The 13,595-nt window shown below is 73.3% G+C and carries 15 protein-coding genes; 10 read left to right on the top strand and 5 right to left on the bottom strand.

What is annotated here, in order from left to right:
- Positions 1-88: 88 nt before the first annotated feature.
- Both P3T35_RS00670 and P3T35_RS00665 read right to left on the bottom strand, forming a co-directional pair.
- A complete protein-coding gene (locus tag P3T35_RS00670) occupies positions 89-1,225 on the bottom strand; it encodes a DegT/DnrJ/EryC1/StrS family aminotransferase (RefSeq protein ID WP_280703950.1) in 1,137 nt (378 codons plus the stop codon).
- Positions 1,222-2,442 carry a DegT/DnrJ/EryC1/StrS family aminotransferase gene (locus P3T35_RS00665; protein ID WP_280703949.1) on the bottom strand — a complete coding sequence of 407 codons (1,221 nt, stop codon included), beginning with the start codon at positions 2,440-2,442 and terminating at the stop codon, positions 1,222-1,224. The genes P3T35_RS00670 and P3T35_RS00665 overlap by 4 nt, the downstream gene beginning before the upstream one ends.
- A 248-nt stretch (positions 2,443-2,690) precedes the next feature.
- Between P3T35_RS00665 and P3T35_RS00660 the strand changes: the two genes are divergently transcribed.
- The 10 genes from P3T35_RS00660 (at position 2,691) to P3T35_RS00615 (ending at position 11,675) form a co-directional block, all read left to right on the top strand.
- Positions 2,691-3,728, top strand: a complete 1,038-nt coding sequence (locus P3T35_RS00660; protein WP_101380870.1) for a Gfo/Idh/MocA family oxidoreductase — start codon at positions 2,691-2,693, stop codon at positions 3,726-3,728.
- A complete protein-coding gene (locus tag P3T35_RS00655; RefSeq protein WP_218976687.1) occupies positions 3,718-4,704 on the top strand; it encodes a sugar phosphate isomerase/epimerase family protein in 987 nt (328 codons plus the stop codon). Before P3T35_RS00660 ends, P3T35_RS00655 begins: the two co-directional genes overlap by 11 nt.
- Positions 4,698-6,026 (top strand): M20/M25/M40 family metallo-hydrolase, encoded by a 1,329-nt coding sequence (locus P3T35_RS00650; RefSeq protein ID WP_280703948.1) that lies wholly within the window; start codon positions 4,698-4,700, stop codon positions 6,024-6,026. Before P3T35_RS00655 ends, P3T35_RS00650 begins: the two co-directional genes overlap by 7 nt.
- A gap of 21 nt (positions 6,027-6,047) precedes the next feature.
- Complete coding sequence (locus P3T35_RS00645; RefSeq protein ID WP_101380868.1) at positions 6,048-7,253, top strand: Ldh family oxidoreductase; 1,206 nt, start codon at positions 6,048-6,050, stop codon at positions 7,251-7,253.
- Positions 7,250-8,245, top strand: coding sequence for a Gfo/Idh/MocA family oxidoreductase (locus P3T35_RS00640; protein ID WP_101380867.1), 996 nt, complete (start codon positions 7,250-7,252; stop codon positions 8,243-8,245). The genes P3T35_RS00645 and P3T35_RS00640 overlap by 4 nt, the downstream gene beginning before the upstream one ends.
- Positions 8,242-8,682, top strand: a complete 441-nt coding sequence (locus P3T35_RS00635; RefSeq protein WP_280703947.1) for a hypothetical protein — start codon at positions 8,242-8,244, stop codon at positions 8,680-8,682. Before P3T35_RS00640 ends, P3T35_RS00635 begins: the two co-directional genes overlap by 4 nt.
- 354 nt (positions 8,683-9,036) lie before the next feature.
- Positions 9,037-9,201, top strand: coding sequence for a hypothetical protein (locus P3T35_RS00630; RefSeq protein WP_180356483.1), 165 nt, complete (start codon positions 9,037-9,039; stop codon positions 9,199-9,201).
- Positions 9,202-9,288: 87 nt separating this feature from the next.
- On the top strand, positions 9,289-9,582 hold the full coding sequence (locus P3T35_RS00625; protein WP_101380866.1) for a Dabb family protein: 294 nt from the start codon (positions 9,289-9,291) through the stop codon (positions 9,580-9,582).
- Between the two features lie 96 nt (positions 9,583-9,678).
- Complete coding sequence (locus P3T35_RS00620) at positions 9,679-10,638, top strand: RNA polymerase sigma factor SigF (protein ID WP_280703946.1); 960 nt, start codon at positions 9,679-9,681, stop codon at positions 10,636-10,638.
- 167 nt (positions 10,639-10,805) lie between these two features.
- Positions 10,806-11,675: an RNA polymerase sigma factor SigF gene (locus P3T35_RS00615; protein ID WP_280703945.1), complete on the top strand. Its 870-nt coding sequence runs from the start codon at positions 10,806-10,808 to the stop codon at positions 11,673-11,675.
- Positions 11,676-11,761: 86 nt separating this feature from the next.
- Here P3T35_RS00615 and P3T35_RS00610 read toward each other — a convergent pair whose 3' ends face one another.
- From P3T35_RS00610 to P3T35_RS00600, 3 genes are all read right to left on the bottom strand, one after another.
- Positions 11,762-12,694, bottom strand: a complete 933-nt coding sequence (locus P3T35_RS00610) for a tyrosine-protein phosphatase (RefSeq protein WP_180356482.1) — start codon at positions 12,692-12,694, stop codon at positions 11,762-11,764.
- Positions 12,695-12,804: 110 nt separating this feature from the next.
- A complete protein-coding gene (locus P3T35_RS00605; protein ID WP_101380863.1) occupies positions 12,805-13,008 on the bottom strand; it encodes a hypothetical protein in 204 nt (67 codons plus the stop codon).
- A 176-nt stretch (positions 13,009-13,184) separates the two neighbouring features.
- Positions 13,185-13,511: an NlpC/P60 family protein gene (locus P3T35_RS00600; RefSeq protein ID WP_101380862.1), complete on the bottom strand. Its 327-nt coding sequence runs from the start codon at positions 13,509-13,511 to the stop codon at positions 13,185-13,187.
- Between the last annotated feature and the right edge of the window lie 84 nt (positions 13,512-13,595).

Here is a 13,595-nt window from a genome sequence, read left to right as displayed (position 1 = left end):
GTTCTTCACCCATAAGGCGGCCCCGACGGGCTCCGCGTGAGCATCACCCGTCAGGGCCGAGAAAATGATGACTATCCATCAACTTTGTTCACATAGCGGCGAACCCGCACACAACGTCGGCAATCTGCCCCACCTGGCGATCCGTCAAATGGGGGTAGACGGGAATCGACAGTGCTCGCTCGGCGACCCGGTCGGCGGCGGGCCAGCTGTCCCCCGCTCGGACGTACGGCGCGAAGGCCTCCTGCCGGGGCAGGATCTGCGGGTAGTAGGCGTGCGAGGCGATGCCGTGCGCCCGCAGGTGGGCGGCCAGTGCCTCGCGCCGTTCGGCCAGCACCGTGTACACGTAGTAGCAGCGCCCCTCGGTGCCGGGCGGCGGCGGTTGCACCCCGCGCCCGGCCAGCGGCGTGAAGCGCTCGGTGTAGTACGCCGCGATCCGGGCCCGCCGTTCCAGCCGGGCCGGCAGCCCGGGCAGCCGGTGCCGCTGGAAGGCGGCCTGCAGCTCGTCGAACCGGCTGTTCCAGCCGATCCGGTGGTGCCGGAACCGGATCCTGCCGTCCTGCCCGTGGTTGCGCAGCATCCGCACCGTGCGGCCGATCTCCGCATCCCGGGTGACCACCACGCCGCCCTCCCCGGGCATGCCGAAGGTCTTCACCTGGACGAAGGAGTAGACCCCCGCCTCGCCCCACAGCCCGGCCGGCCGCCCCGCCAGCACCCCGCCCTGGGCCACCGCGGAGTCCTCCACCAGCCGCAGCCCGTGGCGCTCGGCCAGCACCTGGAAGGCCGGCATGTCGGCCATCACCGAGAACAGGTGCGCCGGCATCAGCGCCTTGGTCCGCTCCGTGATCCGCTGTTCCATCGCGGCCGGGTCGGCCACCATGGTCCACGGGTCGATGTCGGCGAAGACCGGCCGGGCCCCCACCTGCACCACACTGGCGGCCAGCGGGGCGCAGCCGAAGGCCGGCACCACCACCTCGTCGCCCGGCCCGACCTCCAGCGCGGCCAGCACCATGGTCAGTGCGGTGGTGCCGCTGGAGCAGGCGACCACGTCGGCCGCACCCAGCTGGTCGGCCAACTCCCGCTCCAGCAGCGCGGTCTGCTCACCCAGGATGAACCGCTGGCTCGGGCCGGTGCCGATCTGGCGGAGCAGGCGCAGCAGTTCGGCCCGGTCGCCCTCGAAGAGGTCCGGCGGGAAGAACGGGATCTCGGTCAGTTGGGCGGTGTTCACTCGTTCTCCCGGTGGGCGGTGTTCATCGGCTTCCAGGGGAAGGTGCGGATCAGTTCGCAGACGGTGTCGACCTGGTCGAGCTCCAGCTCCGGGTAGAGCGGCAGCGCCAGGGTGCGGGTGCAGGCGGCCTCGGCGACCGGGAACTCGCCTGCCCGGTGGCCGAGTTCGGCAAAGCAGGGCTGCAGCGGCAGCGGCAACGGGTAGTAGATCTCGGTCTCGACCCCGTGCAGTGCCAGGTGGGCGGCCAGCTCGTCGCGGCGCGCGGTCTCGATCAGGTAGACGTAGAAGACCTGGCCCTCGATGCCGCCGACCGGCGGCCGGCGCAGCACCCCCGGCACGCCGGCCAGCCGCTCGTCGTAGGCGGCTGCCAGCTCGGCCCGGCGGGCGATGTCGGCGTCCAGCCTGGTCAGCTTGGCCAGCAGCACGGCTGCTTGCAGGTCGTCCATCTTGCTGTTGCAACCGGGCAGTGTGGAGCCGGTGTTGATCGTCGAGAAGTCGCCGATGGTGCGCCCGAAGCGGCCGTGGTGGCGCAGCGCGGCCGCGGTGGCGGCGATCCCGTCGTCGTCGGTGAGCACCGCGCCGGCGTCGCCGATCGCGCCCAGCGTCTTGGTCGGGAAGAAGGACAGCACCCCGCCGGCGCCGAACAGGCCGGCGTGGCGCCCGCCCAGGCGCATCCCGATCGCCTCGGCGCTGTCCTCCACCACGGTCAGGCCGTGCCGGCCGGCCGCCGCGCAGAGCGCGGGCAGATCGGCGAGCCGGTGGAACAGGTGGACCGGCATCACGAACCTGGTCCGCTCGGTGACGGCCGCCTCCAGCGCCGCCGGATCCAGCGCGTAGGTCTGCGGGTCGATGTCGGCGAAGACCGGCCGGCCGCCGGCCAGCACCACCGAACTCGCCGAGGCGACGAAGCTGAACGCGGGCACCACCACCTCGTCGCCGGGCCGCAGCCCGGCCGCCCGCAGCAGCAGGACCAGCGCATCGGTGCCGCTGTTGACTCCGACCACGTGGCGGGCGCCGGTGTATTCGGCCAACGCCCGCTCCAGTTGGGCGACCTGGTGGCCGTGTGAGAACTTGCCGTCGTCCAGCACCTCCACGGCGCGCCGCTCGATCAGCGGCCAGAGCTCCTCGAAGGTGCGGGCCTGGGTGAAGAACGGCACCGGTCGGCGCCCGGCCGGCTGCCTGGGCAGCGCGCCGGGGTTTGCCGTGGATGACTGCAACGCTTCCCCTCTCAGGACGAAGCCTCCCCCGGCCTGGCGGCGGCGAAGGCTCGGATCGGGGACCGAGGCTACGTCGACTGTCCAGCGGCATACCGTCAAAAGAGTGCTGATTACTCATAAACCACTCTTTAGTGAAGGTAAGCGCCCAGAGTGAGTTGACTTGCCGTCAGATTGATCGGCACCCTGTCGCCGTTCCGATCCGGCCTGAACCCATGGGCCCCGAACCGCCCAGGAGGTGGCACCGCGCGATGTTCCGCACCCTCATCATCGGCCTCGGCCGAGCGGGTGCCGGGCTGCACCTGCCGGTGCTGCTGCGACTGCGACACGAAACCGCACGGCTGTTCGCCGATGCGCCATTGCTCGCCGTCGACCCGAGCCCGGCCGCGTTACCCGACTCCCCCGACCTGCGTCTGCTGCCCTCACCGGCCGCTGCCCGCAAGGTGCTCGACCCGGCCCGAACCGTGGTGCACATCTGCACGCCGCCCCAGCGCCGCGCCGAACTCGTCGCCGAACTCGCCGAGTTGGGCTTTCGCCGACTGATCGTCGAAAAGCCGCTCGCGGCCTACCCGACAGACCTGGACACCCTGGCCGACCTGGTGCACCGCCTCGACCTGGAGGTCGCGGTGGTGGCTCCGTGGCTGGCCAGCACGCTCACCGAGCGCCTGACCGCACTGGTGGGCGGCGGTGAGCTCGGCGAGCTGCGCCGGATCTCGGTGCGCCAGCACAAGCCGCGGTTCCGCCGCTCGCTGACCACCGACGGCCACCCGACCGCCTTCGACATCGAGATCCCGCACGCGCTCGGCGTGGCACTGCAGTTGGCCGGCGACGCGGAGGTGCTGCGGGCCGACTGGCGGGACCTGCGGGTGGGCGACCAGCTGCGCCCCGCACTCGGCAGCGCCCGGCTGGTGCTGGCCCACCACGGCGGCGTGCGCACCGAGATCGTCTCGGACCTGATGTCACCGGTGCGCGAACGCCGGATCGCACTGCGCTTCGCCAACGGGACCGCGATCGGCCACTACCCCGGCAGCGCCGACGACGAGTACGCCCAACTCCGGCTCACCGGACGGGGTCTGAACAGCCGTGAGATCTTTCCCGACGATGCGCTGAGCAGCTATCTGCGCCGCGCCTACGCCCGGTTCCTGGCCGGTCCGCTGCCACCGCAAGGCGAGTTCGACCCGCAGGTCAGGGCGGTCCGCCTGCTGAGCGACGCCAAGCGGCTCAGCGGTGCGGACCTGGTCATCCGACCACCCGAGTCGACCGAACGGGAGCTGTCCTGTGTCCACTGAGCTGTCGCCCGAGCAGACCACCGGCAACTCCCCGCCGGCGAGCCCGATCGTGGGCGCCCCCCCGGCCGTAGGCTGGGGGAGGATCGACTACTGCGGGATCACCGACGAGGCCGCCGCCGACCTCACCGGCCAGCTTGCCGCCGCCCGCGAACTCGGCTGGCAGGCCATCGAGTTGCGCTCCGTGGACGGCCAGCCACTGGACCTGCTGAGCGGCCCCGCGTTCGCCCGGGCCGCCGCCCGGATCGCCGAAGCCGGCCTGCGCGTACCGGTGGTCGCCTCCCGGATCGGCGGCTGGGCCCGCCCGGTCTCCTGCGACCTCGACCAGGAGTTGAACGAACTGGCGCTGCTGGCGGACCGCTGCGCGGCGCTCGGCACCCGCTTTCTGCGGATCATGTCCTACCCCAATGACGGTCTCTCGCGCGCCGATTGGGAGCGCGAGGTACTGCGCCGGGTCCGGGTGCTGACCCGCAGCGCCGAGCGGCACGGCGTGGTGCTGCTGCACGAGAACTGCTCGGGCTGGGCCGGCCGGGACGCCGACCGGGCACTGCGCCTGCTGGACGCGGCCGGGAGCGACGCCTTCGGGCTGCTCTTCGACACCGGCAACGGCGCGGCCCACGGCTACCGCCCGCTGGAGCTGCTGCGCCCGCTGGCACCGTATGTGCGCCACGTCCAGGTGAAGGACGCGGTGCGGCTGTCCGGCGACGCGGTGGCCTACCGGACGCCGGGCGAGGGCGACGCCGAGGTAGCCGACTGCCTGCGGCTGCTGCTGACCGCCGGCTACCGGGGCCACTGGTCGATCGAACCCCATGTCGCGGTCCGCCCGCACGAGGGCCACCGGGACGAACCCGCCGCCTGCCGCGCCGCCTTCGCCCGCTGCGGGCAGGCGCTGCGCGAACTGGCCGAGACCGCGGCAGCCGCGGCGGGCGGCAGTTGGCGGGGCACCGCCGCCGGACTGGAGTGGACACCGCCGTGCTGACCCCGACCGACCGCCGGCTGCTGCTGGAACTGCTGACCCTGCCCACCGCCGGGCCGCTGGAGGATCCGGCCGGCACCCCGCGGCTCTGGGACGCCCAGCGCGGCTACGCCACTGCGGCCGCCGCCGAATGCGGCTTCACGGTGCTGCGGCACGAGGCGCCGGGCCGGGCCTGGGCCGAACTCCCGGACGTGCCACTGCCGGTGCGCGCCGCGGCCGCCGACCCGGCCTTCCTCGCCGACCAACCCTCGCTGCTGCTGCGGCTCGGCGCGCCGGACACCCCGCGCGAGCGCACCGTGATGTTCAACGTGCACCTGGACACCGTGGCCGGCGGGCAGCCGGTGCGGTTCGTCGACGGGCCGACCGGCGGCACCTTCCACGGCCGCGGCGCGGTGGACGCCAAGGGGCCGGCCGTCGCCCTGCTGGCCGGGGTGCGGGCGGCGCTGGCCGCCCGGCCCGGACTGGCCGAGCGGATCGCCGTGCTGGTGCAGGCGGTTGCCGGCGAGGAGGGCGGGGCGCTGGGCACCATCGGCACCCGGCCGCTGGTGGCCGCCGGGCACTACGGCCGGCTCAACGTCTTCTGCGAGCCCACCGGCAACCGGGCCCTGACCCGCTGCACCGCCGCGATGACCGCCCGGATCACCGCGCACGGCCAGGACGCGGTGGACGACCGACCGGGGGCCGGCCACAACGCCACCGTGCTGCTCGGCTTCCTGGCCCAGCACCTGGCCGGCTCGATCACCCCCGGCGACGGGCGGCTGTGCATCGCCGGCCTGCACACCGGACGGCTGCACAACCGGGTCTACGGCGGGGGCGAACTGCTGCTCAACCTCGCCTACCCCGACCCGGCCACCGCAGCCCGCCTGGAGCAGGCGGTCACCGAGGGGCTGGCCGAGGGGCTGCGGGCGTTCGCCGACCGGTTCGCCGCCAACCCGCTGCTGGCCCGCACCGCCGTGGACGCCGCGGAGATCACCCGGCTGGAGTGGCTCAAGCGCGGCCTGCCCGCCCTGGCGCCGACGGCCGGCGACGCCTGGCTGACCGAGCTGCTGGCCGGCGCCGGGATCGCCGAGTGGCCGGCCGACGAGCCCGGCTTCACCTGTGACGCGATCTGGCTGGCCGGCCACCCGGGCACCCACACCGCGGTGCTCGGCCCGGGCACCCTGGCCGGGAACCGCGCCCACGCGGACGGCGAGTTCGTGCACACCGCCGAGCTGGCCGCCTTCGCCCGGTCGGTGCGCGACCTGCTGGCCGCCTTCGACACCGACTGCGCCGGCCCCGTCCCGCCGCCCCGCGTCGCCCACCACACCACCAGCCCCGCTCATTGAGACCCAGGAGGCCAGCACCGCATGTCGCTGACACCCACGCTCGTCACCCACCACGCCGAGGGCGACGGCGCCCGGCTGGGCACCGCGCCACCCGGCCCCCGGCCCGGGGTGACCGTGCGCTACCCGGAGCTGCTGCGCTTCACCGCCGAGGTGTTCGCCACCCGCGGCCTACCCGCCGCCCGGGCCAGGACCGCCGCCGAGGCGCTGCTCTACGGCGATCTGACCGGGCTGACCTCGCACGGCCTGGTCAATCTGACCCGGCTCTACCTGCCGCTGCTCGACGAGGGCCGGGCCGATCCGGGCGCCGAGCCCGAGGTGCTGGCCGACCTCGGCGCCGCGGTGCTGCTGGACGACCGGCGGGCGCTCGGCCTGTGGGCGGCGCCGGCGGCGATGGACCTGGCCGTCGAGCGGGCCGAGCGGCACGGCGTCGGCCTGGTCTCGGTGCGCGGCGCGACCCACCTGGGGTGCGCCGGCTTCCACACCCTGCGGGCGGCGCGGCGCGGCCTGATCGGCCTGGTCACGGCCAACTGCGGACGGCAGCGGATCGCCCGGCCGCCGGGTGGCCGCACCGCACTGCTCGGCACCAATCCGCTGAGTGTCGCGGCCCCGGCCGGCGAGCGGCTGCACCCGTTCGTGCTGGACATGAGCACCACGGCGGTGCCGACCGGACGGGTCCGGGCCGCGGCCCGGGCCGGCCAGCAGATCCCGGCGGGCTGGCTGGCCGACCAGCAGGGTGACCCGGTCACCGACCCGGCCGCCTTCGACCGCGGCGAGGCCCATCTGCTCTGGCTCGGCGGCAGCCCGCAGACCGGTGCCTACAAGGGCTACGGCCTGGGCCTGGTGGTGGAGGTGCTGGGCGCCCTGCTGGCCGGTGCGGGACTCGGCCCGGAGCCGGCGGCGCTGACCGGCGACGGGCGCCCCAGCGGCCGCGACGACGACATCGGCTACCTGGCCCTGTCGATCGCCCCGGGCACCCTCCGGGACGGCCAGGACTTCGCCCGGCAGGCCGGCGAGCTGTTCGGCACCCTGCTGGACTGTCCGCCGGTGGACCCCGCCAACCCGGTCGGCTACCCCGGCCACCCGGAGGGCGAGCTGGCCGAGCGTCAGCTGATCGGCGGGGTGCACCTGGCGCCGGCCCGGTTCCAGGAGCTCACCGAGCTGGCCGCGGACTGCGCGCTGACCCCGCCGCGGCCGATCGGCGCCACCGGGCAGGCGGCCACCGAATGACCGCGCGCCGACTGCCCGAACGCCGGGTGGCCGAACGCCGGGTGGCCGTGATCGGACTGGGCGTCATCTCCCGGTTCTACCTGGCCGCGATCGAGGCCGACCCGGCCTTCGAGCTGGCCGCCGTCTGCGACCTGGACGAGGCCGCGCTCGCCCCGCACCGGGCCGCCGGGACGCCCGCCTACCGCGACCACCACGCCCTGCTCGCGGACCACCCGGAGCTGGCCGGCGCGGTGCTCACGGTGCCGAACGACGCCCATGCCCCGCTCTGCCGCGACCTGCTGACCGCCGGGGTGCCGGTCTGCGTGGAGAAGCCGCTGGCGATCGACCCGGCCGACGGGCCCCGGCTGGCCGCCCTGGCCGCCGAGCACGGCACGCCGCTCTTCACCGCCTTCCACCGCCGCTACAGCACTCCGCTGCTGGAACTGCTGGCCGGTCTCGACCAGCCGATCCGCCAGGTGCGGGTGCGCTACCTGGAGCGGATCGAGGAGCACGTCGGCCAGGACCGCTGGTACCTGGACCCGGCCCGCTGCGGCGGCGGCTGCGTGGCGGACAACGGCCCGAACGCCTTCGACCTGGTCCGCCGCTGCCTGGGCGAGGCGGAGCTGACCGTGACCCGCGCCGAGATCGAGCGGGACGCGGCCGGGCTGGACCGGGCGGCGGTGATCGACCTGGTCGCCGACGGGCCGCAGCCGGCGCGGGCCCGGGTCGAGCTGGACTGGTCCTACCCGGGCGAGCTGAAGGACGTCCGGCTCGTCATGGCCGACGGCACGGTCCGCCAGGCCGATCTGCTGGCCGGTCATCCGGGCTTCAAGGAGTCGCTCTGGCACGAGTACCGAGGCATCCTGACCGCCTTCGGGGCCGCGCTCGACGACCCCTCGGCCCACCGGGACGGCGGTGCGCACGCCCTCGACCTGGTGCACGCCGCCTATCGAACGGCCGACACCGCCGCCACCCACCCCGCGACCCGCGTCCCCCAGGAGGCTGCCCGATGACCGCCGGCTCGATGCCCCCCAGCCCGATTTTGGCGGAGCGCCAGGAGGACGGCGCCAAGCGGCCGGTGGCCGGCGAGCTGGTGAAGGTGCTGATCCACCGCCGGGAGGACCGCGGCATGACGGTGGAGCCGTACGCCAGCCGCTGCGTCCGGGCCGGCGAACTGCACGAGTTGGTCACCACGGACGTCGCGGACGGCACTCCGGGCACCCGGGTGGACCGGGTGGGGTTCCTGGGTTTCACCGAGATCTCCCGGGCCGGGGTGATCGACCGGGGCGACACGGTCTGGATCGGCGGCCGGCCGGTCGGCACCGTACTCGGCTTCGACGCCTGCCACTTCCCGAACCACTACAACATCCTGATCAGCACCGGGGAGCCGATCACCGGCGAGGAACTGGGGCTGGCCCCGGAGGCCGAGGTGCGCTTCACCCAGAGATGAAGCCCTGTGATTGGGGGGAGCCGCCCCGGGGGGTCGGGCGGCTCCCCGTGCGGAGGTCCCCAACCGGCGCCGCATGGGGGGGAAGCACGGCGCCCGGTCCCACAGCGGGGACCTCCGGACCCACGTACCCGGGATTCCTGCCAGATCCTCGGTACGTCAACCATCCTGCCCCGCACCCCGCTCCCGGGCATCCGCACAAGGGCCCCGGCCCGGGGGACGTTAGTCCTGGCGAGTGAACGCGTTGCTCACCCCGTTGAGCCGATCGGTGGATAAGCTGCGCTGAGGGGTCGCCGTGCGAACGCCAGCGTTCACGGGTGCGCGGGGCCGTGACTGACGGTGGAGGTGGGCGGTTCGATGGCACAGGCGAGAAAGATCGGCATGTATCTGCTGCTGATTTTCGTGGGGTACACGATCATTCACTCCCCCGCCCGCGCGGCCGAGCTGGTCCAGTCGGGTTTCGAGGGGGTCTCCGAGGCCGCGAAGTCGATCGGCGACTTCATGACCGGGCTGATCAAGTAGCCGCCGGGGGCGGGCGGCCACCGCGGCGTCGAGTAGCGTGACCAGGTCCGTCAGTCCGTTACCCCGCATGTCCGCAAGGAGCGTCCCGTGATCCGCCACCTGGTCCTGTTCAAGCTCAACGAAGGCGTCACCAAGGACGACCCGCGCGCCCAGGCGGCCGCCCAGGGCTTCGAGGGCCTCGACCGGCAGATCCCCGAACTGCTGGAGTGGCAGTGCGGCTGGAACTTCAGCCCGCGCGACGTCGCCTACGACTTCGCGCTCAACAGCCTGTTCGCCGACGAGGACGCCCTCAAGGTCTACGCCACCCACCCGGCCCACGTGGCCGTCGCCGAGCAGTGGCGCGCGATCGCCACCCTGGTCGTCGCCGACTTCGAGGTCTGACCCGCCCGCCTCCCGTTCACCGCCGCATCCGAGCCGACGGTCCGTCAACACGCCTGAGCCCGGTGCTTGATCGGAGCACGCCCGGCTTGTGATGCTATGACCGATTTGGCCGGGCAGGGCGAGGCGGTGAACGAAGAGGGGGTGGCGCTTCCGGTGCCGATCCAGGAGAGCCAGCCGGACACCGGCGCGGACCCCGGCCTGGAGCGCGCGGCCGACGGGGACGGCGGTGCCACGGCGGACGACCCGACCGAGGCCGGCGGCCCGACCGAGGCCGGCGGCCCGATCGAGGCCGGCGGCCCGATCGACGTCCGCACCCTGACCAGGGTGCTCTTCGAGCGGCTCGCCGAGCTGCCCGCCGACGCCCCCGAGCGCGAGCAGGTGCGAGCCGCGCTGATCGAGATCAACATCCCCCTGGTGCGCTATGCCGCCACCCGGTTCCGCAGCCGCAACGAGCCGATGGAGGACGTGGTCCAGGTCGGCACCATCGGCCTGATCAACGCCATCGACCGCTTCGACCCGAGCCGCGGCGTGCAGTTCCCCACCTATGCGCTGCCCACCATCCTGGGGGAGATCAAACGTTACTTCCGGGACAACGTGCGGACCATGCACGTGCCACGGCGGCTCCAGGAGCTCTGGGTCCAGGTCAGCGGCGCCATGGAGGAGCTGACGGTCACCCAGGGCCGCACGCCAAAGGTGCCGGAGATCGCCGCCTGCCTGCGGATCCCGGAGGAGGACGTACGGGCCTGCCTGGACGCCGGCCGGGCCTACAACGCCGCCTCGCTGGAGGCCGCCCAGGAGCACGAGGGCGGCCTGGCCCTGCTGGACCGGCTCGGCTACGAGGACTCGGCGCTCACCGACGTCGAACACCGCGACATGGTGCGCCACCTGCTGGTGCAACTGCCCGAGCGGGAACGCCGGATCGTGATGCTGCGGTTCTTCGCCAACCTGACGCAGTCGCAGATCTCCAGCGAGCTCGGCATGTCGCAGATGCACGTGTCCCGGCTGCTCTCCAGGATCTTGACCAGGCTCAGGACCGGAAACTCCTGGGAAGAGTGAGTCTCAGGTCGCGTCGCGTGGTGTTTCCGGCGGGTGACATCTGGTGACGTTCGGGTTTGCCGCCCGCGCTGTTCCGGTAAGCAAGCGGTTGGGGGGCGCCGATCACTCGGCGCGCATCCGGAGCCGAGCGGCGGCTCCGGTCCGACCTGTCACAAGGGGGTGGGTGCATGTCCGCGGAGTTGGACAGCGCGAAGATCCACGGTGGTACGGCGGTTGCCGAGCACGCTCCTGAGCACGCTCCTGAGCAGACGCCGGTGCCGCCGCCGCAGGAGCCGCCACTGGACACCCGCACCCTCTCCCGTTCACTCTTCCGGCGGCTTGCCACGGTGACGCCGGGCAGCGCGGAGCACGGCTACGTCCGCGACACCCTGATCGAGCTCAACCTGCCGCTGGTGAGATACGCCGCAGCCCGGTTCCGCAGCCGCAACGAGCCGATGGAGGACATCGTCCAGGTCGGCACCATCGGCCTGATCAAGGCGATCGACCGGTTCGACCCGGAGCGCGGGGTGGAGTTCCCCACCTTCGCGATGCCCACCGTGGTCGGCGAGATCAAGCGCTTCTTCCGGGACACCAGTTGGTCGGTGCGGGTGCCCCGGCGGCTGCAGGAGCTGCGGCTCGCGCTGACCAAGGCGGGTGACGAGCTCGCCCAGCGGCTGGACCGCTCGCCGACCGTCGCCGAGCTCGCCACCAGCCTCGGGGTCAGCGAGGAGGAGGTGGTCGAGGGCCTGGCCGTCGGCAACGCCTACACCGCCAGCTCCCTGGACTCCGGCCCCGGCGAGGAGGACGGCGACGGACCGCTGGCCGACCGGCTGGGCTACGAGGACCTCGCCCTGGAGGGGGTCGAGTACCGGGAGTCGTTGAAGCCGCTGCTGGCCAAGCTGCCGGCCCGGGAGCGGCGGATCATCATGCTGCGCTTCTTCGGCAACCTGACCCAGTCCCAGATCGGCGAGGAGATCGGGATCTCCCAGATGCACGTCTCCCGGCTGCTCACCAAGACCCTCACCCAGCTGCGCGACGGGCTGACCAGCGAGAGCTGACGGCCCGTCCGGACAAGGGTCCGTCCGGGTGAGGCTCCGTCCGGGTGAGGCTCCGTCCGGGTAGGGTCCATTCCGGTGGGGGCCACTCAGCCGCCGTCACCCAGCAGGTTCTTGCGCAGGCCGGCCAGCACGGCATCGTCCAGGCCGAGGCCGGCCCGCCAGAACTCCTCGAAGCTGGACCAGCCCGCGGCCACCTCCTCGAAGGCGGCCGCCAGATAGGCCTGGTCGGCCCGGAACATCGGCAGCAGCAGGGACGGGTCCTCCATCAGCCCGCGATGGTAGAAGCTGGCCATGATCTGGTCGACGATCGCACCGGAGCGCACATTGGTCAGCAGGTAGTCCGCCACCACCGTGGCCCGGTCCACGCCCAGCGCGGTGAGCACCAGCGCGGCCGCCCAACCGGTGCGGTCCTTGCCCGCCGTGCAGTGGAACAGCACCGGCGGGGCGTCCGGGGCGGCCAGCAGCCGCAGCACTGCGGCGAACCGCTCCCGGGCCACCGGGTCGGTGACGAACCAGCGGTAGAGGCCGGTCATCGTCGCGGCCATCCGGCCGCCACCGAGCAGCGCCCGCTGGGCCATTGGGTCCCGGTCGGCCAGCGCGTCGCGCAGCGCCACATAGATGTCGAAGTCGGCGGCGAAGACCGGCAGGTGGTGCAGGGTGATGCCGCCCGGACCGTCGGCGGTCACGCTCAGCGGCTCGGCGGAGAGTTCGACCGCGGAGACGTCCGCCACCGGCAGGCCGGGCACCCGGTCCGGACCGGCCTCCCGCACCTCGTCCAGGCTGCGCAGGTCCACCACGTGCCGCACCCCGAGCGCGGCGAAGACCTCGAGGTCCGCCTCCTGCAGCCGGTGCAGCCCGTCACTGCGCAGCGCGACCCCGCTGCGCAGCACCCGTCCGTCCGCCGTGCGGTAGCCGCCCAGGTCGCGGGCGTTGACCGCCCCGGCCAGGCCCAGGCTCCGGGCGGCCAGCTCGGCTGCCGCCGGCGCGGGCTGCTGGGACTGCGCGGACTGCTCGATCACCTGGGTCCTCCTGGGTCGGCCGCGGCGGTTCGGTTCGCGCCGCGTCCGACCAAGAGTACGAACCGGACCCGTGCCCGGACAGCGTTCCGCGTGGTGACCCTTCGGACGTTTTACTTGACGGCGAGCCAGACCACCGCGACCACGACCACCACCGCGACGATCGCACCGAACGCGATCATCCCGGTCCGGCCGCCACCGCCGCTGCTGCTGCGGTGCACGGAGACGTTGGCCCGCTCCTGGGCCGGCGGGGTCTCCACAAAGGCCCGGAACATCTGGGTGTTGCCGGCGTTGTCTTCGTAGTTGTTCTCAGCCATGGGACGGGACTCTAACCAATGGCCGGGGCTCCGGGACAGCCCGGACCCCTCGCCGGAGTGACTCAGCGTCCCCGGATCGGTACCGGCCACCCGCCGTTCTCCGGGAACACGGCCGGGCGTTCCCGTCCATCGGTGTGAACGGGAACGCCGTAGCTCGGATGGCGGATTGACGCGGACTACGGGCGGCCCATGTGGGTCGGGTAGTACCCGCTGCTGAGGGTGGAGATCCGGACCTGCTTGCCGGGACGCGGGGCTTCGACGTACTGGTTGTTCCCCAGGTAGATCGCCACATGGTGGATGCCCGAGGCGCGGCCGTCGCCGGACCAGAAGATCAGGTCACCGCGGCGCAGCCGGCCGGAGCCGATCGGCGTGGTGGCCGCGCCGAGCCCGAGGCCGATCACTCCGGCCCCGGCCGGCACGGTGGTCGCCAGACAGGCCCCCGGACCCCCTTGAGCTGCGGTATTCGGCTCGCCCGCGCGGCCGGCAGGCTGCTCCGCAGCCATGCCGTGCTCGCCCGCGAGCGGCAGAACCGGCAGTCGCAGCCCTGCGGAACCGGCAGCTCGCCGATCCGTTCCTCGAAGCCGATC

The sequence above is a fragment of the Kitasatospora sp. GP30 genome (genome assembly GCF_029892145.1).
In the GTDB taxonomy this organism is placed as follows: domain Bacteria; phylum Actinomycetota; class Actinomycetes; order Streptomycetales; family Streptomycetaceae; genus Kitasatospora; species Kitasatospora acidiphila.
Note: the sequence above shows the minus strand (reverse complement) of the source record. Positions and strands in the feature narration are given on the sequence as shown.